13 protein-coding genes are annotated in these 20,772 nt (G+C 71.1%); 1 reads left to right on the top strand and 12 read right to left on the bottom strand.

Annotated elements, in window-relative coordinates; translation table 11 throughout:
* Positions 1-80: 80 nt before the first annotated feature.
* From ACGFX9_RS30650 to eccD, 8 genes are all read right to left on the bottom strand, one after another.
* Positions 81-452, bottom strand: a complete 372-nt coding sequence (locus ACGFX9_RS30650) for a hypothetical protein (protein ID WP_393479833.1) — start codon at positions 450-452, stop codon at positions 81-83.
* Positions 453-454: 2 nt separating this feature from the next.
* Positions 455-910 carry a YbaB/EbfC family nucleoid-associated protein gene (locus tag ACGFX9_RS30645; RefSeq protein WP_393480427.1) on the bottom strand — a complete coding sequence of 152 codons (456 nt, stop codon included), beginning with the start codon at positions 908-910 and terminating at the stop codon, positions 455-457.
* 178 nt (positions 911-1,088) lie between these two features.
* Positions 1,089-4,400 (bottom strand): AAWKG family protein, encoded by a 3,312-nt coding sequence (locus ACGFX9_RS30640; protein WP_393479830.1) that lies wholly within the window; start codon positions 4,398-4,400, stop codon positions 1,089-1,091.
* 84 nt (positions 4,401-4,484) lie between these two features.
* Entirely contained in the window at positions 4,485-4,964 is a 480-nt protein-coding gene (locus ACGFX9_RS30635) for a type VII secretion system-associated protein (RefSeq protein WP_393479826.1), read from the bottom strand.
* A 164-nt stretch (positions 4,965-5,128) separates the two neighbouring features.
* The gene (locus ACGFX9_RS30630; RefSeq protein WP_393479823.1) at positions 5,129-5,437 is read right to left on the bottom strand and encodes a WXG100 family type VII secretion target; all 309 of its coding nucleotides are present in this window, start codon (positions 5,435-5,437) and stop codon (positions 5,129-5,131) included.
* Between the two features lie 85 nt (positions 5,438-5,522).
* The gene (locus tag ACGFX9_RS30625) at positions 5,523-5,858 is read right to left on the bottom strand and encodes a hypothetical protein (protein WP_393479819.1); all 336 of its coding nucleotides are present in this window, start codon (positions 5,856-5,858) and stop codon (positions 5,523-5,525) included.
* Between the two features lie 503 nt (positions 5,859-6,361).
* Positions 6,362-7,903, bottom strand: a complete 1,542-nt coding sequence (eccB, locus tag ACGFX9_RS30620) for a type VII secretion protein EccB (RefSeq protein ID WP_393479814.1) — start codon at positions 7,901-7,903, stop codon at positions 6,362-6,364.
* Positions 7,904-7,985: 82 nt separating this feature from the next.
* Positions 7,986-9,392, bottom strand: a complete 1,407-nt coding sequence (gene eccD / locus ACGFX9_RS30615) for a type VII secretion integral membrane protein EccD (protein WP_393479808.1) — start codon at positions 9,390-9,392, stop codon at positions 7,986-7,988.
* 474 nt (positions 9,393-9,866) lie between these two features.
* On the opposite strand from eccD, the gene eccCa reads away from it, so the two are divergent.
* Positions 9,867-13,829 (top strand): type VII secretion protein EccCa, encoded by a 3,963-nt coding sequence (gene eccCa / locus ACGFX9_RS30610; RefSeq protein ID WP_393479805.1) that lies wholly within the window; start codon positions 9,867-9,869, stop codon positions 13,827-13,829.
* A gap of 64 nt (positions 13,830-13,893) precedes the next feature.
* Here the strand turns inward: eccCa and ACGFX9_RS30605 are convergent, their stop codons facing one another.
* From ACGFX9_RS30605 to ACGFX9_RS30590, 4 genes are all read right to left on the bottom strand, one after another.
* Positions 13,894-15,120, bottom strand: a complete 1,227-nt coding sequence (locus tag ACGFX9_RS30605) for a S8 family serine peptidase (protein WP_393479800.1) — start codon at positions 15,118-15,120, stop codon at positions 13,894-13,896.
* Positions 15,117-18,434, bottom strand: a complete 3,318-nt coding sequence (locus tag ACGFX9_RS30600; protein ID WP_393479794.1) for a right-handed parallel beta-helix repeat-containing protein — start codon at positions 18,432-18,434, stop codon at positions 15,117-15,119. The genes ACGFX9_RS30605 and ACGFX9_RS30600 overlap by 4 nt, the downstream gene beginning before the upstream one ends.
* 201 nt (positions 18,435-18,635) lie before the next feature.
* On the bottom strand, positions 18,636-19,730 hold the full coding sequence (locus ACGFX9_RS30595; RefSeq protein WP_393479789.1) for a ricin-type beta-trefoil lectin domain protein: 1,095 nt from the start codon (positions 19,728-19,730) through the stop codon (positions 18,636-18,638).
* Positions 19,727-20,374, bottom strand: a complete 648-nt coding sequence (locus tag ACGFX9_RS30590) for a type VII secretion system-associated protein (protein ID WP_393480422.1) — start codon at positions 20,372-20,374, stop codon at positions 19,727-19,729. The genes ACGFX9_RS30595 and ACGFX9_RS30590 overlap by 4 nt, the downstream gene beginning before the upstream one ends.
* Between the last annotated feature and the right edge of the window lie 398 nt (positions 20,375-20,772).

Below are 20,772 nucleotides of genomic sequence, written 5' to 3'. Positions count from 1 at the left end.
CGCCCTTGGCACCGTACGGGCAGGACCGATCGGCCGCTCCCCGCCTGGTGCAAGTGCGGGTGCGGACTGCGGTGCGGTGGTCAGCGGCGCCCATGCCCGCCCGCGCCGCCGTCCAGCCCATCGGCGTCGAGGCGGCTGTTGCTCTTCTCGATGTCCTCGATGTTGCGGTCGCGGGTGCCCTTCATCATGCGGACCTGGCTGACCGTGGCATCGGTGATGCCCGTCAGCGCGTCGCGGATGGAGAGCATGGTGTCCTTGGTGGTCTGCCGCTCCTTCTGCTCCTGCGGCTTGGCCTTCTCCGCGAAATCGCCGCTCGTGCCGGGCCACTTGACCGTCGGAGCCAGCTCGTCGAGGAACTCCTCGGTCATGCTCCTGGCCAGGGAGCCGATCTCCTCCAGCTGCGCCGCCAGGGCCTCGATGCGCTGCGGGTCGACGTAGTACCGCTCTCCCATGGTCAGTTCTCCCCGTCCTCGCCGAGCGCGTCCCGCCAGGCAGGGGACGGCTGAGCGCCGCGTGCCGTGCCCTCGTTGTCCTCGCGGAGCACATCGGGACCGAAGATGCGCTCCCAGTCCATCTCGAAGCCCTTCAGCTCGGGCACGTCGCTGCTGGGCTCGGCGAAGGGCGCCATCGCCTTCATCACATGGCGGTTCATCTTCAGGCGCGCGGCGTTCGCCGCCTCGAGGACGCTGGCGGCCAGCTCCTGGGGTGACATGTCGCGGTACTTGTTCTCCAGGAAGTCGATCCCTGTCAACTCGCCCTGCGGGCCCACGGTTGCGCGGACCGCGCGGTCGGATGAGAGCACGGCGAACGACGACTCCCGCAGCTCGCGCTCGGTCCGCGCGATCGCCTCCTGGGCCGTCCGGAGTTCGGCCATCGCCTTCTCCAGACGCTTCTCCAACGGTTCCATCAGGCCCACGCCTCCCTTCCGCCTCGGCATCCCCGCAGGCCCGGGCTCGGTCCGCGCCTGTCCGGTTCCTGCCGCACGTACATCAACTGCGCACTTGATCTTGCCTGGTGAGGGTCCGTTACGGAAGCGGGGACCACATGGGATTCGTCTCTCCGCGGTGGTCGCACCGGGGCTCCGGCCGTCATCGGCCGATGACGGCCGGGGTCCCGCCCTCCTCGGTTCCCCATACGTCGGCGTCCTCCTCCAGATAGTCGGCGGAGGTGGTGGACCTACGGCCGGGCTCCGCCTCCCCTTCGGAGTTGTCGCCGCCGGTGGTCGCCACCCGGGCGGCCGGCGCCAGGAAGGTATCGCTGTCCTCTTGGCGGTTCCACGAGCTGCGCCTTCGGCGATTGCGTCGCTCGCTCTCCTCCACCGCGTCGACCAATACGGCGCGCACCCGCTCGCCGTTGCCCTTCTCGCCGCCCCCACCACCCATGCCGCCCATGCCTCCGCCCATCGGCATGCCGGGCGATCCGGGCGTGCCGGGGGCTCCGGGTGTGCCGGCCCCGGCGGCGGGAGCGATCGGGCTTCCCGCGGAAGTGGAGGGGGAAGTGGAGGTGGAGTCCGAGAGGGGGGCAGCAGCCCCGCCCCCGCCGAGGCCGTCCAGCGAGGAGCCCTCCCCGGAGAGGCCTCCGCCGCCACCGACGGAACCCACGCCGCCACCGGTACCCACGCTGTGGCCGGCGCCGCTGCCCAGATCGGGCAGGGACACGTCCTGGGTGGTGATGCCGCCCCCGCCACCGCCTCCGCCCAGGCCGTTGGGGAGGTCGAAGCCGCCCTTGTTCCCTGCCGAGTTGAGGTCGTGCAGGTCGATCGTCCTGGTGTCACCCTGCGGGTCGGTGACGGTGGCGATACCGGTGTCCGGGTCGATGACCTGCTTGCTGCCGTCCGGGAAGGTGGTGGTCGGCATACCGTTGTCGAGAGCGGTGACGGAACCGTCCGGGTTGGTCACCTTCGCCCCGTGGGTCAGGTCGGTCAGCGTCGTGGTGCCATCCGGGACGGTGGAGGTGAACATCCCGTTGTCCGGGTCGAAGCTGCCCTTGCTTCCGTCCGCGTACGTGGTGGCGAAGTCGCCGCCTTCGAGCGAGGTGTGACCGCCGGTCGGGGTCTCCAGGCCGGTCTGTTGGCTGTTGAGGTTCCCGAGGTCGCCCAGGTCACCGATCGACTCGGTGTCCATATGCGAGTTGATGTCGCCTAGGTCGCCCAGGCCCCCCGCGCCGTTCCCGCCGTTCCCGCCGTTGAGGTTGCCCAGGTTGCCGAGGTTCTCGGTGGTGGTGGTGCCGTCCGGGGCGGTGTTGACCGCCTGGCCGGTAGTGGGGTCGACGCTCTGGACGGTGCCGTCGGGAAAGGTGGTGGTCAGCTTGCCGTCGTCCCCCAGCGAGGTCACCGAGCCGTCCGGGTTCGTCACCTTGGTGCCGTCGCCCAGGTTCTGCGTGGTGGTCGAGCCGTCCGGACGGGTGGTGGTGAGCGTGCCGCTGTCGGGGTCGAAGGCGGTGCTGCTGCCGTCCGGGAAGCCGCTGGTGACCTTGTCGTCGTTGAGTCGGGTGCTGCCGCCGGTCGGGCTTTTGAGGGGCGTACCCGCACCGCTGTTGAGCCCTCCGAGGCTGCCAAGGCTCTGGATGGCCGGGGGCACGGTGGCGGGCTGCTGCCCGTCGCCACCAGGGCTGTTCAGACCGCCCTCGCCTCCCGGGCTGTTCAGACCACCCTCGCCACCAGGACTGTTCACGCCGCCGAGGCTGCCAAGGCTCTCGGTGACCGGGTTGTTCGCGTTGTTCTGGTTGCCCGGGTTCAGTAGGTCGTCGAGGTTGAGGTTCTGACCGTTGCCCTCACCCCCGCCGGGACCGTTGAGGCCACCCCCGCCAGGACCGTTGACGCCGCCGAGGCTCTCCGTCAAGGCCTTGCTCTGTGCGTCGGCCTCAGCCTTGGCCTCCTCCGCCGCCGCGGTCTGCTCCGCGCGCAGTTTCTCCGCGTACGCCTTGTCGTCCTCACGCTGCTTGTTCGCCTCGTCCCGCAGCTCCTCCTGGTACGCCCTGTCGTCCTCGCGCTGCTTGTTCGCCTCGTCCCGCAGCTTCTCGTTGTAGGCCTTGTCATCCGCGGCCTGCTTTGCCGCATCGTCAGCCGCCTTCTTCGCGCCCGCGGCGGCATCAGCGGCGGCCTTGTCGGCCGCGGCCTGCGCGTCCTCCGCCTTCTTGTCCGCGTAGTCCGACGCGGCGGTGCTGGTCGACTTCGGCTTGGGCACGTTGTCCGAGAAGTCGTCGCCGAGGTCGAGGAAGTGGTTGTTGAGGTTGGACTGCACCTTGGCCGCGGCATTGCGCAGGTACATGTCGACGCCTTGGTTCCAGGTCTTGACGGCCTTGTCACCGACCTTGGCCCAGCTCGCCATGTCGGTGAGGTCGCCGTACTCCGGGTGGGTCTGGCTGAAGCCGTCCCGTGGCTGGTGGCTGATGACGTACGAGTACGCGCTGGAGGTCGACTGGATATCCGTCTTGGCGACGTTTTCCCGGTCCACCCACCGGGCGAGGTCGTCCAGGACGTAGCGCAGCACCTGATGCGGGTCGTAGTACGGGGACTGGGCCCAGTCCAGCCACGCTTCGAGCAGCGTTCTGGCGGAATCCTCCAGATACTTGCGGCCCAGTGAAAGGGCGCGCGAGTACACCGTGTTGCCGGTGCCGGTCTCGCTGCCGGTTCCCGTCGTGGAGTTGAAGGTCTCGACGTAGTTGTCGTAGTTCTCGCGGATCTTCTTCAGCAACTCGCGGAAGACGTTCGCCGCCTCGCCCTTCCAGCTCGCGTCGTCCCCGCCGAAGCGGTCCTCCCATTCCTTCAGTACCGGCGCCTGGTCCTTGAAGAACTTCGCGGCGTAGTCGAAGGAACGCCCCGCGGCGTCGAAGGAGGTCAGGTCCACCACGTCGGAGTCGGGGACGCCCAGGTCGCTGAACCGGGCGTGTGCCGTGCTGCCGTCGAGCAGGGCCATGAGCGCCGCCCGCGGCCCGTTCATGTACCGGGCGAGCGCGACGGTGCTCATCTTGTCCTTGTTGTAGTCCGTGAACTCGCTGCCTTCCCGGACCTTCGCGTCTTCCACGTTGTCGGAGTCGGGAGAGGCGAAGATGACCTCGTCGCCGGATTTCACGCGGCCCTCGAAGACGATCCTGGCCTGCTTGATCACGTACTTGTCACCGCGATCGAAGAACCAGATGTCGTAGTCCTCGCCCGCGTTCATCCCAAGGCCGGATTCCTTGATGGTGCTGAGGCCACGCTCCTGGAAGTCCATCCGAAAGAGCTTGCCGCCCTGGTCGGAGCGGAGTGTGTCGAAGACGGTGGCACGGTCCGGCACCGGATACCCGGTGATGTGGGTGACCAGGGTGGCCCATGTGTCCGTCGCGTGGTCCGCGGGACCGCCGAACAACGTGGCAAATGCCAGGTAACCGCCGGAATTCTCGTCGTACCCTGTGGCCACCGGGCACCCTTTCTAGTCGGTTGTCGTCCGTGCCGGCGCGCCACGTCCTCGTACGGGTGCGCGGCCGGATGTTTCTCAGTCGGCTCAGGAGTCGTCGTCGTCCGAGCTGCCGGTGCCGCCGGAGGTGCCGGAGGTGAGTGTGTCGACCTCTTCGAAGGTCTGGAGCAGCGTCTTGGCGTCGATCGCGTCCAGGTTCTTGTCCTTGGTCTTGTTGGCCTCGTCGATGGTGTCGGTGAGCGCTTCCTTCAGCTCTTTGAACAGGTCCATCTGGTCACCGAGCAGCGTGTCGATGGCCTCGGCCGCGGTGCGGATGTCCTCGATCAGCTTCGGCCCCGAGACCAGGGGGTCCTTGGTCATCTTGCCGACGCGCAGAAGCTGCTTGTCCTGGTCGAGGTTGTCCGCGGTGGTGTGCCCGTCGATGAGGTCGCCGAGCGGACGGGAGTCGGATGTGCCCTCTTCGCGGTGCTTCTTGGCGGCGGTGTACACCGGGTGCACCTCGTTGTCCCGGAAGTTCTCCATCTGCTTGAGGTCAAAGTGCTTGACGTCGGCCTTCTCACCAGCCATGGGACGTTCTCCTGCTGCTCGGTGCCGGGCGGGGGCACGGGGTGGTCCGGCGGGCGTCGCGGGTACGGACGGCCGCCGGACCGGTGGACGGGCCCTTGTGCCGGGTGGGCGCACCGGGCACGTCCAAAGACTCCTGCCTGCCCGGTGACGTACTCCGGAAGGATCTAGCGGGCCCGCACGCCGCCCCAGTTGTCGGCGCTCTTGCGCTCGTCGCGGGAGTGGTTGTCGTGGATGGACCGGATCAGCTCGCCGTTGTCACCGAGGAGCCGGGCCATGTTCTTGGTGGCCTGGTCCCACTCCGCCTGGACCTCACGGTACTTCTCCTGGTCCGCGCCCTCCCAGGAGGTGACGAGCGGCCTCAGCTCGTCCTCCAGGTTGTTGAGGGTCGTGATGATCAGCTGGGTCTGCTCCATCAACTCCTCGATGGCGTGCTGGACCTTGGGGTATTGCAGGTCGATGATGCCGTCGGCCATGACGTCTCCTCTCGAAAGCCGGGCGCCAGGCCCGGGAAGCTCACGCAATCCGGCCGCACGGAAGGGGGCCGGTACCGCGGTGGGGTCAGCTCAGTGCTTCGAAGACACCCTGGCTGGTCTTGCTGTTCAGAACCTCGGTCAAGTCCTGGTTCTCCTTCGCCAGACGGTTGGCGGAGGTCACGTTCTCCTGGAGCGCGTCGACCATCGTGCTGATCTGTACGACGACCTTCTGCGCCTCGCTGTTCCAGCTGCGGAAGAGCTTCAGCAGGGCCTGGCCCTCGTCGCCGCCGACGCCCGAACGCGCGGCGATCTCGGCGACGTTGTTCTGAACCTTCTCGACCTGGTTCCGGGCCGACTCCAAGGAGGAGACGCCTCCCAAGCCCTTGGCATAATCCGCTTTCCTTGCGGCGCTGTCCGGCATGTCGCGCTCCTTTCACTCAGGCGCGTTCATCGCACCGTTCCCCGCTGAGGCTAGAGAGAACCCGGTGTTCCGCGCAACGCGACCGGGGAAGTTCCGAGCATCGGCCGCCCGGCGGAATTCGGCCGTATGGCAACGGAGTTGTCGATGGATTGCGGCGAGATGAAGACATACGCCGGACCGGCTGGGGAAGCGCGATGTGGACCGTCGGGCGAGCGGCTCGCGAAACGGGCGGAAGGCGGGCATGCGAAGAGTCCGAACGGGCAGCGAGAAAGCTCCATTTCAGGCCGCGCCCATGGAATTGCACCGGCAAGGGGGGGCCTGAACATCTGAGCTTTTTCTGAGCTTCGCGCGCGTATACGGGAGTCGCGCGGCGTCGTGCAGACGCCGCTGTCCTCGCCGAATTCACACCTCCCGGGCAGGATTCGGCGCTGCTTTTCCCCGCGATCATCCCCTTCCTTTTCTTAGGCGCGCTATGTACGCCTTGCCCGAATACGTATGTTGTGTCAACTGCGGGGCGCGGTACTCGACTTGTGCGCGCCGGCGGCCGCGCACGCCGGAGCCGTCACCTTGGGCTTGGCGGCGCCGGACGCCGCGGCCGGGTCGAGGTCCGCACCGGTCGGGAGAGCCGCAAGGAGCGGTGCCGGGACCGAGCCGATGTCCGCGGCCTCGTACCCGAGTGCTTTCAGCGAGTCCTTGGCCGAGACGCGGTACTTCACACCGTTCTCCGCGACCAGATAGGTGGTCCCGGCGTGCGCGGCGCCGCTCGCGTGCAGGGCCCGTACCAAGGCGCCGTGTCCGGGTCGTACGACCGTGGCGTCGGTGGGGACGCAGGCCGGGCTCAGCGGCTGGGCGGTGCCGTCCGACACCGCGACCGGAGCGAGCCGGGTCAGCGGGACAAGCACCGACCGGATCCGGGCGCCGCCGTCGCCGCCGTCCACCTGTGCGCAGAGCGCGGTGCCGCGCGCCGCGGACTGCGGGGCCGGCGGCGCGTCCGGCAGCTCCGCGGACGCGGCGGCGCCCGGCTTCTTCGCCCGGTGCTCGCGCAGTACGGCCGCACCGACCGTGCGCACCTCGGGCGACTTCCCCTGGTAGGCGTCCTTCTGGGTGGCCGGGTCGCCGAGGACCAGAGCGGCGCCGAGCCGGGTCAGCGGCACTGTGCCGTCCTTGCGCAGCAGGTAGTACGTGCTGCCCCCGCCGGGCACGCTGACCTTGAAGAGCTGGCCGATCCGGCTGGCCTCGCCCCCGAGTTCGGGACCCTCCTCGCCGCGGTCCGGCACCTCTGGCGGGCTCAGGGCGGGGCCGGGTGCCAGCGCGTCGAGAAAGGCCGCCGAGACCGGCATCGGCTGCTGGGAGCCGTAACCGAGCGCGTTACGGGCGTCGGACGCGCGGTCGAGGGCCAGCCTGCTGCCCCGCCACACCAGGTACTCGGTGCCGTCCGGGCCGCGTACCAGCACACCGCGGTCGCTCCCGACGTCACGGGAGTCCAGCGGAGCGCCGGCCACCACGCTGGTGGCCCCGGGCTTGCCCACCCCGGTGTCCGCCGCGGCGCCGGAGGTGTCGGGGAGCGCCCCGCCCGGCCCTGTGACGCACATGTGCCAGGCACCGGCGTCGAGTTGGCCGGGCCCGGGCACGGTGTCCGGAGCGCCGGGGATGCCGACCGGGTTGCCCACCGGAACGTCCTCCAACGAGGCGGTGCGGACGTCGACGGCCGCCAGGTCGGAGCCCCCGATCAGCCGCGCCGACGCGTAGTTGCGCACCGGGTGCAGGACGCCGTCGGTGTCGGTCCACAGATAGCGGGCGCCGGTGTCGCTGTTGACCACCAGGTGCTTGCCGTCGCGCCAGCTGTCGTTCCCGCCCGGGCGCAGCAGGCCGTATACGACGGCGATCGCGCCGATCAGGACGGTCACAAGGACGCCGAAGACCACCCCGCGGGTGGTGCGCCCGAGGGGGCTCTCCGGGGCGTCCGGATCGGCCGTCAGCAGGCCCGAACTGAGCCTGCCCATCATGAAACTGTGGGCGTGTACCTGGTCTCGTTTGGACTGCACGGCCTGTCTTACGACTCCTTCTCCGGGACCCGGTGGTGTGCGGGTGCGTGGGTATGCCGGTACGCGGGTTGTGCGGGCGTGCTCAGCCGAACAGGCCGCGCAGCCAGCCGAACAGCCCTGCCACCCAGAGACTGAGCGGCAGCAGCGCCACGGCGAAGAGGGTGTGCGTGAGCTCCGCCGCACGGCCCCAGTAGGGCAGCACCCGGCGGCCGGGCACGGTCCAGGCGGCGACCACGAGGCCGGCGGCGGCGGCGAACAGCACCGCGAACACCACCAAGCGGCCGTCGCCATCGCTGTCGACCGCCCAGGCGCGGGCGAGCAGCAGCAGCCCCCAGACGCCGGGGATGGCCAGAGTCAGCCGCTGCCCGATGTGGACAAGGCCGCGGCAGTGCAGGAGCAGCAGCAGGCTCAGTACGAGGGTGGTCAGCACCTCGGGCAGGCTCGGGCTCTGGGTGAGTACGACCAGGGCCGCCGCGGCGATGGCGCCTGTGGCGGCGAAGAGCGCGGTGACCCAGCGTCCGGCCAACTCGGTGCGCGCGGCGACCTCGTCGCCCGCATAGGGCTCGATGCCCTCCTGGAGCTGGCCGGCGGTGGACGGCAGCGCGGGCAGCCGCAGGCCGGCCAGCTTGAAGGCGAAGGGTGCCACCGCTCCGGCGGCGAGCGTGACCACCCCCGCCACCAGTGCCACCGCGGCCGAGGCGCCCAGGCCGGAGTAGCCCACCAGGGATCCGGCGATCGCGGTCGCCACCGAGACCAGCGCGGTGGCCAGGAGGGCCGGGGCGCCGACCGCGGTGGCGGCGAGCGCGAGGACCGCGCCACCCGCACCGGCCGCGCCCGCGGCGAGCAGGCGCGCCCCCGCGATCCGCGCCGCGTCCGGGCCGCTCAGCTCGCCGCCGGGCAGCAGCCAGCCGGCCAGGGCCAGGCACGGCGCGACCAGCAGGCCCAGCGCGGTCGCCGAGAGGCGGTCGCCGACCGCGCGGCTGGCCGAGCCGGCGCCCGCGAGCAGCAGCAGCCCGGCCATGGCGGCGCAGAGGGCCCTGAGGGAGCCGGAGTCGGTCACGCCGGGCCATATCACCAGCAGGAGGGCGGCCACCACGGTCGCCGCCGCGGTACCCACCAGGAGCCCGCGGGCCGCCCCGGGATGCCACGTGTGCAACCGCCGGCCCGCGGTGTCGGCTATCCCGTCCACCAGGTCGTCGAGCCGCGCCTCGGGCAACGCCTCGGTGTGCGGGCGCAGGTAGAGCACGTCGCCGTCGGTGAGCCCGGCGCGGGCCAGGGTGGCCTCCTCGTCGAGCGGGAGGTCACCGAGCCGCTGGAGCACCCAGCCCGCGTGGTCGAGCCCGGCCTCCTCGCCCTCCTCGCCGACGTAGCGAAGGAGCGTGGGCAGGAGATCGGCGACCGGCACATCGGCGGGGACGGCCAGATCGACGGACACGCTCGGCGCACGTACGGTCAGGCGGCACAGTTCGGCCACCGCAGTGTCGGTCATCAGCTGAACTCTCGTCTTCCGTGGGGGCTTTGTCAGGAGGACTTCCCCGGGAGTCGGGGCGACTTGCCCGGGAGTGGGGACGTGCGAATAGTACGGAAGACCCGCGCGGCCAGGAACGAGGGTGCCGGGCAGGGTAATTACGTCCGCGCGACCCGCGAACACCTCCCCGCGTGGACAGGTCGCGTTCCGTGAATGCAGACTACTGCCTACGCCCACCGGGTCGTGCTGCGGACCGGACCCATTGCCCGGAAGAGAGTTGTCCATCAGGGGAGTTGTCCGACCCCCGCTATCCACCCGAAGCATTCACCCGGCGTTCACCACGTCACGCGGGACCCGGAGAATGAGCGCGGTGCGGTCTTTCCCGCCGCCGAGTGCCCCGGTATTCGCTGCGGGCCGAAAAGCCCGTGAAATCGGAGGTTCTGTTCCTTGAGTGTGGTGCTGTTTCGCCGGCCGGCCCGCAGACGCGGACCTGAGATGCCCGAAGGGCAATTGACCCTTCAGGAGCCGCCGGTCCTCGCCGAGACCGTTCCGGACACCTCGGCTATATGGACTTATTTGCCGATGGCGCTCATGTCGGTGTCGATGATGCTGATGTTCCTGCGTCCCGGCGGCGGGAACGGCGTCTTCATGTATCTGGCGATGGGCGTCATGGCGCTCTCCGCCGGTGCCATGCTCCTTGGCCAGCTGATGCGCCGCTCCAGCGAGCGCAAGCAGCGCCTGAAGGGCGAACGCCGCGACTACCTCCGCTACTTGGCGCAGACCCGCAAGCGGGTGCGGACCACCATCGTGGAGCAGCAGCGGGCCCTCGCCTGGCGCCACCCGGAGCCCGCCTCGCTGCGCTCACTGGCCCGCACGTCACGGCTGTGGGAACGCCGCCCGGCCGACGAGGACTTCGGGGAGATCCGCCTCGCGGTCGGCGAACAGCAGCTCGCGCTCGCCCTGAATCCCGTATCCACCCGCCCGGTGGAGGACCTCGAACCCCTCTGCGCGCACGCCCTGCGCCGCTTCATCCGCGCCTACTCCACGATCCCCGAGCAGCCTCTCGGCCTCTACCTGCGCTCCTCCGCCCGGGTCCTGCTGCGCGCGGAAGAGACCCCTGACGACGAAGCCGCCACCGAAGCCGTACGCGCCCTGGTCCGCGCCATGCTCGGCCAACTCGCCGTGTTCCACGCGCCCGAGGAGCTGTGGATCGCCTTCTGCGTCAGCGACGAGCGGCGGCCCGACTGGGAGTGGGCCAAGTGGCTGCCGCACACGCTGCACCCGTACGAGGAGGACGGCGCAGGGCAGGTCCGCCGGATCACCGCCGACCTCACCGAGCTGGACGATTTGCTCGGCGCGGAGTTCGCCGAGCGCCCCGGCTTCGACCCGGACGCACGCCCCGGCCGTGAGGAGCCGTACACCATCGTCGTCCTGGACGGCGTCACCGTCCCCGAAGGGCACCGCTGGGAGGGGCACGGCTACCGCAACGCCCTGGTCCTCGATGTCTCCGGAGCGCTGCGCTGGCGCCCCGGCCGCAACACGCTGCGGCTGACCGCCGGACCCGACCAGGTGAGCCTGGTACGCACCGACCGCAGCCGCAAGGAGCGCTCCGTGCCGCTCGGCAGGCCCGACCGGCTCGGCCCGCACGGCGCCGAGTCACTGGCCCGGCTGCTCACCAGCCGCCGGATCAGCCTGGGCAGCGACATCGCGCAACCACTGGACAGCGACGTCGAGTTGACCACCCTGCTCGGCATCCCCGACCTGCACCGGCACGACCCGCAGACCCTCTTCGACCGCAACACCGGCTCCGCCCGGCTGCGGGTGCCGATCGCGGTCGGTGTGGACGGCCGTCCGGTGGAACTCGACATCAAGGAGTCCGCGCAGGGAGGCATGGGCCCGCACGGCATGCTCATCGGCGCCACCGGCTCCGGCAAGAGCGAACTCCTGCGTACGCTCGTCCTGGGCCTCGCCCTGACCAACTCCTCCGAAACCCTCAACTTCATCCTCGTCGACTTCAAGGGTGGCGCCACGTTCCTCGGCCTTGAGGAGCTCCCCCACACCTCCGCCGTCATCACCAACCTCGCCGACGAGGTCGCTCTGGTGGAACGCATGCAGGACGCCCTGCACGGCGAACTCATGCGCCGGCAGGAGCTGCTGCGCTCCGCGGGCAACTACACCTCCGCCCTGGAGTACGAGCGGGCCCGCGCCGCCGGAGCCGATCTCGCCCCGCTGCCCAGTCTGTTCGTGGTGGTCGACGAGTTCAGTGAGCTCCTCTCCGCGCACCGGGAGTTCATGGACCTGTTCGTGATGATCGGCCGCCTCGGCCGTTCCCTGGGCGTGCACCTGCTGCTCGCGTCACAGCGCCTGGACGAGGGGCGCATGCACCAGTTGGAGAGCCATCTCTCGTACCGCGTCGGTCTGCGCACCTTCTCCGCCATGGAGAGCCGGGGCGTCCTCGGAGTGCCGGACGCCTACCAGCTGCCCGCTCAGCCCGGCAGCGGCTTCCTGAAGTCCGGCGTGGAGGCCCTGACCCGGCTCCGCGCCGCCTACTCCTCCGGCACCTACCAGCGCCGCACCGGCGCGGTGGTACAGGCCCGGGTGGCCAGTCAGGTGGTGCCGTGGACCAGCGGCTGGGTGGTGCCGCGCACCCTGGAGGCCGCGCCCGAACCGGAGCCGCAGGCCGAGGAGAACGGCGCCGATGAGACCCTGCTCGACGTGGCTCTCGACAGGCTGCGCGACTCAGGCCCCGCCGCCCACCAGGTGTGGCTGCCGCCGCTGGACGAACCGTCGCCGCTGGACGCCCTGCTGCCCGGCGTCGCCCCCGTCACCGGGCGCGGCCTCACCGCTGACGGCTGGTCGGGCACCGGCAGGCTACGGGTCCCGGTCGGCCTGGTGGACAAGCCCTTCGATCAGCGCCGCGACCCGCTGATCGTGGACCTGTCCGGGGCGGGCGGCCATGTCGCCATCGCGGGCGGTTCGCAGAGCGGCAAGTCCACCCTCGCCCGTACGCTGATCGGCGCTCTCGCCCTCACTCACACCCCCGCCGAGATCCAGTTCTACTGCCTCGACTTCGGCGGCGGCGGGCTCTCGCAGCTCGCCGGTCTTCCGCACGTCGGCGGTGTCGCGGCGCGGCTCAATCCGGAGCGGGTGCACCGGGCCGTCGCCGAGGTGATGACGCTGCTCGCCCGCCGTGAGCAGTTCTTCGTCGACCACACCCTCGACTCGATGCAGTCCTACCGCCGGCGCCGAGCCGCGGGCGAGTTCCCCGACGAGCCCTTCGGCGACGTGTTCATGGTGATCGACGGCTGGTCCACGGTCCGTCAGGACTACGACGATCTGATACCGAAGTTCAACGAACTCGCCGCCCGTGGCCTCAACTACGGCATCCACCTGATCATCACCACCACCCGCTGGGTGGAGCTTTCGGCCCAGGTCCGTGACCAGGCCGCCACTCGCCTCGAACTGCGGATGGGTGATCCGATGGACTCCGAGATCGACACCCGCAAGGCCCGCTCGGTGCCGCGCACCGGCGGCCGCGGCATCACCGCCGACAGCAAGATGCACTTCCTCGCGGGCCTGCCCCGCATCGACGGGAGCGGCTCCCTGGAGGATCTCGGCGACGGCGTCGCCCATCTGGTCGCCGAGATCTCCCGGCACTGGTCGGGAGCGCCCGCCCCGCAGGTACGGATGCTGCCGCACCGGCTTCCGCTCGCCGAACTCCCCGCGCCCGAAGCCACCGAGGGCGGCGGCATGCGCCTCCCGCTCGGCATCGACCAGGACGCCCTGGAACCGGTCTGGCACGACTTCAGCCGGACCCCGCACCTGATCGTGGTCGGCGACACCGAGAGCGGCAAGACGAACCTGCTGCGCCGCGTCACCCAGGGCATCACCACCCGCTACGCGCCCAGCGAGGCGAAGATCATCGCGGTGGACTTCCGCCGCACTCTGGTGGACACCGTTCCTGAGGAGTACCGCATCGGGCACGTGATCTCCCTGGACAACCTCAAGGAGACCGTCGAGGGCGCGGCCCGCGCGATGAAGACCCGCGTCCCCGGCGCCGACATCGCACCCGGCCGCATGCGTCAGTGCGACTGGTGGACAGGGCCTCGTCTCTTCATCCTGGTCGACGACTACGACATGGTCTCCGGCAACTCCTTCCAGAGTCCCTTCGAGCCTCTCTTCGAGCATCTGACCCTGGGCTTCGAGACGGGCCTCCACCTCGTCGTCGCCCGCAGTGCCATGGGCGCGGGACGCGGTCTCAGTGACGCTCTGCTGCGCCGTCTCGACGAGGCCAACAACCCTGCGGTCCTGCTGTCCTGCCCGCCCACCGAAGGCCGCCTCTTCGGCAACGCCAAACCACGCAACCTTCCGCCGGGCCGGGCCATCCACATCGCCCGGCGCCGGGAGCGTCTGATGCAGACGGCGCTGGTGGAGGGGTACGAGGGGCAGGGCGGCTGAACCGACGCGCGGTACGGGCGAGACAGCGGGGGTCACCACAGGTGGCCCCCGCTGCCCGTCCGGCTCAGCCCTCGGCCGGACGCCACCCTCTTCTGCGGGCCCTGGGAAGCGCGAAGGCGCCCCAGAGGACGGCGAGGACGGCGGCGGAGCCGAGCAGCACGAAGAGGGTGGCGCGGCCGGTCGCGCGGTCGGCGGCCGAGGTGTCACGGACGGTCACGGGTTCGGCGGCGCGCCTGGCGCCGGTGGCGGCGCCCAGGTCGCCGAGGACCGTCGTGGCGGCGGCATAGGCATCCAACTGAGGGATGTCCGCGGGGTAGGCGGTGGCGGTCAGGCGGCGCTCGATGGCCTTGGGCGATTCGCCGGGGTGGGTGGCGCGGGCCACCGCTGCGGCCCCGGCTGCCTGGGCGGCGGCCACCGAGGCGCCGGCGCCGAGATAGTGGCCGCCGCCGCGCGGGCCGACGGAGACCACGCCTGCGCCGGGAGCCACCAGGTCGATGCCGCTGGTGGGCAGGGAGCCGTCCGGGCGGACGCCGCCGGGGAGCATGTCGGCGACCGAGACGACACCGGGTTCACCGGCAGGCCAGTAGGTGCGGGACGTGGCCTCCTCGGTGCCGCGCAGGGGCGGGTCCGGGGTGGCCGCGGCAATCACCACGGCGCCCGCACGGCGGGCGTCGGCGACCGCGCGGGTCACCTCCGCGTCACGGCGCGGCAGGGCCACCGCCACCGCGATGACTCCGGCCCGGGCCTCGGTCGCCTCACGCAGCGCCTGTACGACCAGGTCGGCACTGGCCTGTCCCCGTCGACCGGTGCCGCGCAGGGCCAGGATCTTCGCGCCCGGGGCCACCCCGGCCAGGCGTGGGTTCTCCCCGCCGTTTCCGGCGACGAGCCCGGCCAGGAAGGTGCCGTGGCCTACGCAGTCGTCGCCGGCCGCGCCTTCGGCGGTGACCCTGCCCTTGAGCCCGGCGGCGCCGGGGGCGACACCGGTGCTGATCAGGGCGACGGTCACGCCCGCGCCGGTGCTGTACCCGTGCAGCCGGTCCAGATCGAGGCGCTGACGCGACCAGTCCTGCTTCTTCGCCTCCTCGCCGGAGGCGGGCGTGCAGGCCGTGTTCTCGTCCTCCGGGTCGAGCACGGAGGGCATACCGGGCAGTTCCTGGCCCTTCTTTCCGTCGGCCGTCGTCGGCCGGGAGAAGGGTGCCGCCTGGGTCGGGTCGGCCACGGGCAGCAGCAGGGCGGCGGCGAGACCGGCGCCGGACAGCAGTCGGGTGGCCCCGCGGGCGGGCGGCCTCATCGGGGGGTCGCCTTCGGAGCCGCGGCCACGACATCGTCGGCGACGAGGATGCGCAGGTCGTCAAGAGTGGGCGCGGCCAGCGAACTGATCCGCCTCGCCTGACGCGTGACCATCGACTCGACCACCTGGCGGGCCAGCCGGGCGTTGCCGAAGGAACGGTCCCGGGGCAGCGAGTCGAAGTACTCCCTGAGCAGCGGGCCGGTGCCGGGACCGCACTCGTAGCCCATGCCCGCGGACTGGGCGCGCACGATGGTGACCAGCTCCTCGGACGAGTAGTCGGCGAAGCCGATCCGGCGCGGGAAGCGGGAGGAGAGGCCCGGGTTGGAGGAGAGGAAGCGCTCCATCTCGTCGGTGTAGCCGGCGACGATGACGACCACCTCGTCGCGGTGGTCCTCCATCAGCTTCAGCAGCGTGTCCACCGCCTCCTGGCCGAAGTCGGCGCCGCCGCCGCGCGGGGTGAGGGTGTAGGCCTCGTCGATGAACAGCACGCCGCCGCGGGCCCGTTCGAAGACCTCGCGGGTGAGCTGGGCGGTGTGGCCGATGTAGCGGCCGACCAGGTCGGCGCGGGCCGCCTCGATCAGCTGGCCCCGGTCGAGGATGCCGAGCTGGGTCAGGATCTCGCCGTAGAGACGGGCGACGGTGGTCTTGCCGGTGCCGGGCGGGCCGGTGAAGACCAGGTGGTTGCTGAGCGAGGGCACCGGAAGGCCGGCGGCGGCACGGTGGCGGGCTGTGGTGATGAGGTTGACCAGGTCCGCGACGTCGCGCTTCACCTCGGCAAGGCCCACCATGTCGCCGAGGCGGGTCAGCGGATCGTCGGCCGGGGCGGCGGTCGCGGCGCCCTTAGCGGCGGCGGTGGTGGAAACATCCTCGGGCAGCAGCAGCCGCAGGTCGCTCTCGCCGACCTGCTGCTGGGTGGCGAGCCGGACCGCCTGTCTGTCCACCATCTCCTCGAACACCCCGCGCGCGGCACGGCCGTTGCCGAAGCCCGCGTCCCGCGGGATCGCCTCGAAGTGCGCTGCCAGCGCGTCTGCGGTGCCCTCGCCCAACTCGTACTGGTGCTGGGCGCACATGTTCTCCATGATCGCGACCAGTTCGGGCACCGAGTAGTTCTCGAACTCGACGGTCCGTGAGAAGCGGGATGCCAGTCCCGGGTTGGAACCGAGGAAGGAGTCCATCTCGCGGGAGTAACCGGCCGCGACCACCACCACGTCGTCGCGGTGGTCCTCCATCAGCTTCAGCAGCGTGTCCACCGCCTCGCGGCCGAAGTCGGCGCCGCCGTTGTTGCTGTCCGAGGTGAGCGTGTACGCCTCGTCGACGAACAGCACGCCGCCGAGCGCCCGCTGGAAGGTCTCGGTGGTCTTGATCGCGGTGCCTCCGACGACCTGCGCCACCAGGTCGGCGCGGGAGACCTCCACCAGGTGCCCGCTGCGCAGCGAGCCCAGTTCGGCCAGGATCGCCCCGTAGAGGCGGGCGACGGTCGTCTTGCCGGTGCCGGGCGGCCCGGCGAAGATCAGGTGCCGGCTCATCGGCGGGGCGGACATGCCGAGTTGCTCGCGTCGCTGGGCGAGCTGGGTCAGGTTGACCAGGGTGCCCACCTGCTGCTTGACGTTCTCCAGGCCGATCAGCGCGTTGAGGGCGCCGAGCGGGCCGTCCGCACGGTCCGGCGGGGGTGCGTCCCCGGAGCCGGAGCCTGCCGGGTCGGTGTTCTCGGCGCTGCCGGTGCCCCAGGCGTCCCGCTTGCCGTTGGCGACGCTGTTCAGGCCCTCCACGGCGAGCCGATCGCCGGGCGCGGTCTGCACCAGACCGCCGCCGGCGTTCTCCCGGGCGAGGCAGTTGACCAGGGAGACCGGCGCGGTGGACTCCACACGGAAGCCGTCCTGCTCACCACCGGAGACCTCGCAGCCGCTGAGCGAGGCGAGCGCGCCCTCACGGAGCAGGAATCCATGGCTCTTCGGGGCGTGGACCGTGGTGCGGTTGGCGGTCAGCTCGCCGCCCGCGGCGACGACCACCCCTTCCTCACCGGATATCTCCACGCGGAAGTCGCGGACGGTGACACTGCCGCCGTCCTCCACGACCAGGCCGCCGGTGGCCGCGTCGGAGACCCCGCCCCCGGCCAGGTAGAGGGTGCTGCCGGAGGCCACGCGCACGCCCGCGCCCTTCGGCCGGACGATCTCGCAGTCCTCGGCGCGGCCACGGGCGTCCTTGGTGGCCGCGATGCCGTCACCGGAGGGCTCCACCAGACGGGCCCTGCGCAACAGGGGGTTGGCGCCGCCGCGCACCGCGATCGCCGGCGAGCCGCCTATCACTTCCAGGCGGTCGAGCTCGGGCGCCGAGTCCTCTTCCAGGAGCAGCCCGGTCCCGTCGCAGTCCCGAACCGTGAGGCCGGTCAGCGCCGGGGACGCGCCCCCCGCGACCCGCAGGGCCGCGCCCTGCGCGCCGTCCACCCAGCAGTCCTCGAAGGTGCCGCGCGCCCGGTCGGTGACCAGCACGCCGTGCCCACGGGTGCGCGAGACCCGGCAGCGGCGCAGCACCGGGTCGGTGCCCCCGGCCAGCGCTATCCCGTTCCCTGACGCGCCGGTGACACGGACGTCCTCCAGCGTCGTACGTCCCGTACTGCTCAGGTGCACGCCGGTGCTGGTGTCGTGCACCACGGTGCGGACCACCGTGAGGGAGCAGTTCTGTTCCAGGGCGATGGAGGGTTTGTCGGTGGAGGAGAAGTCGCAGTCCTCGACGGTGCCGCGGGCCTCGCCGTTGGCGAGCAGGCCGTTGCCGCGAGCGCCGCGCACCGTGCAGCCACGGACGCGCGCGTCGCCCTCCTCCGCGAGGACCAGGCCGCTGGTGCCCAGGTGCTCGAAGTCGCAGGACTCCACGGTGGTGGGCGTGGTCGAGGTGACGACGACTCCCGCGCCCTGCGGGTTGCTCACCCGGCAGTCGCGCAGCGCGAGGGAGCCGGTGCCCCCGGCCAGCATCGCGGTCCAGGCGGCGCCGACGACCTCGCAGCCGTCGAGCGCGGCCTGTCCGCGCCGCACGTCCACGGCCGGCAGCTCGGCGTCGCCGCCCCGCAGGGTCAGCTCGGAGAGCATCACGGCGTCGGCGCGCAGCGCGAGCACGCTGCCCGAGCGCGGCCGGATCTCCACGGTGCCCCGCCCCTCGGCGGCGGTGAGGGTGACCCGGGTGTGGATCACGAGGTTCTCCGCGTACGTCCCGGGCCGGACGCTGATGAGCGCGCCGGTCCGGGCGGCCACGAGTGCCTCACCGATCGTCCGGTAGCGGTCCTGGCTCCCCGGACCGACCGTCAGTACCTGGCGCGACACGCACCAACCTCCTTGCCATGGCGGCGTCTACAGCGGGACGCCCCCTCGTCGGGGGCGCGTGTCGGCGAGCCGACGGTGCCATCATGCCTCGCCCGCGGGAACGGCCGGGCATCGGGATTGATCTGCTCCCGGTCCGGGGCGTCCGGTTCGAGGCGTCCGGTTCGGGCGTCCGGTTCGGGGCGTCCGGTTCGGGGCGTCCGGTCAGACGCTCCACTTCTGGTTGTCCGCGCCTGTGCAGCCCCACAGTTCGAGAGGGGCCCGGTTGTTCCGGTTGCTGCCGTTGATGTCGACGCACTTGCCGACCACGGTGTTGACCAGATCGTGGCTGGGGTTCAGCGCGAACTTCTGGGCGTCGTTGCCGTTGCACCGGGCGATCTGGATGGCGGAGCGGTCGTTGAAGTTCGCGTTGGCCACGTCCATGCACAGGCCCTTGATGCGGACGGTGCCGTCGGAGGCGAACTGGAACTTCTGCGCATCGGCGTTGTTGCAGTCCCACATCTGGAGCTGCTTGCCGTCGGTGAAGTTGCTGCCCGGTACGTCGATGCAGCGGCCCGAGAGGTGACTGCGCAGGGAGACAGGGGGGCCGAGAGTCACGGCAGGAGTCCCGGCCTGCGCGGGCTTGTCCTTCTGCGCGCCGGACTTCTTCTCGCTGCCCTGCTTCCGCGACTGGGCCTTCTTGCCGTCGTCCTTCGGCTTGTCCTTCTCGCCGTCGTCCTTCGCCGGGGCGGACGAGGCGGCTTCCTTCTGCGGCTTCTTCTGCTTCTCCGGCTTGCCGGACTCCTTCTCGTCGTCCTTGGAACCGGTGTCGGGCTCGGTCTGCGCGAACTCGCCCGGTGCCTCCTGCCTATCGCCGCCCAGGACGGTTCCCGCAGCCGTCGGCGCCTTGCCGCCCTTGTCGTCGTCCCCGCCGAGCGTCAGCAACGGCACCGAGATGAGTAGCGCCCCCGCGACCGCGGCCCCGGCGAGTACCGCTCTTCCCGGCCGCCCCACCGGCCCGGTCCGCTGCTGCGGCCGGTCGATCGCGGTCGCGGTCACGGTCCGTACAAGCGCGGGCAGTCGGCTCTTGGCCGCCGCGGCGGCACCGGGGTCGCCCTCGGCTTCGGGCCCTGCACCGGACTCGGGCTCTGCCTTCGGCTCGGGTTCGGGCTCGCTCTTAGGCGCGGCGGGCTCACTCTTCGGCTCGGGTTTCGGCTCAGACTCGCTCTTGGCGACGGTGGCCGCCGCGGCCGTCTCCTCGCCGTCGGAACCGGTCTCAGCCCCCTGGGTGTTGGGGGTCGGCTGGGCCGAACGCGTCACGAGGTCCTCCCTGCGATGTCGAGCTGGAGTTCAGGGGCTGTGTCGAGAAGACGGTCCGCCGGGACGAGCAGGGGGGCCACGGCCCCGGCGTTGACCATCAGCAGGGCGCCCGAACCGCTCAGTGAACGGGCCAACTCCCGTGCCAGGACCGTGTCATGACGAAGTGCCATGGACATGAACTCGTGTGCCGGTGAGGTGAACGACAGCACCACCGGCTCACCGTCCCGCCCGGCGGCCATGAGCGGCCCGCCGTCCGGCCCGCGCACCACCGTGATCTCCACCTCGGCGAGCGCCGCGAGCGCCTCGTCCACCGAGCCGTAGCCGGTGGCGGCCCGCTGCGCCGCCGCGTCCACCGGGTCGGTGGGCTCCGGCCAGCCGAGCATCCGGGCCGAGGGACGGTACGCCGGGTTGGCGCGGTAGTCCCCCACGCCCCCGCCCTCGTCCGACCGCCACTCCCCCAGTACTGCCCACTCCGGCGGTGTCCGCTCCTCGGTCCACTCCGGGTCGACCACGCCGATCCAGTGTCCCGGCGCCTGGCGGGCAGCGGCCCTTACGGCCTCGGGTATCTCGGGGGTGACGCCGGATTCACCGGACACCACGGGCGGGGCATCACGGCTGCCCTCTTGCCGTTCTCCGGGCCGCATCTTCACCTGAACTCTTCGGTCCGTACGAATCCTTGGGCGCCGGACAATAGGCGCGCACGCCGACTTTGATCAAGGTCGGGACGCAAACAGAATGCCACACGTGCCTTTCCCGTAGGGGGCGGCGAGAGGTCCGTTTCAGGGTTTTGCGTGCCCGTTTGGTGCCCGGGTGGGGAATTTACCGGGAGCAGTGAGACGCAGGGGGACAAAGGGAGAGGGCCGTTGTGGGGCGAGGAGCGGCTGTCGACCTTGTGACGGGCTAAGTTGGGCCCTCGCCGACGTGCAGTGCGGTCCGGCCGGACGTCCAGGCCACGGCCGTACGGGAAGACCTCGCAGCCCGGAAGGCGTCGGACCGGCCCGCGACCGCCACCACGACCGACCACACGGTGATCGGCGTCAAC

It is taken from the genome of Streptomyces sp. NPDC048436 (assembly GCF_043200355.1).
Lineage (GTDB): Bacteria > Actinomycetota > Actinomycetes > Streptomycetales > Streptomycetaceae > Streptomyces.
The sequence above is the reverse complement of the archived record's forward strand: the minus strand, read 5'-3'. Positions and strand labels throughout refer to the sequence as shown.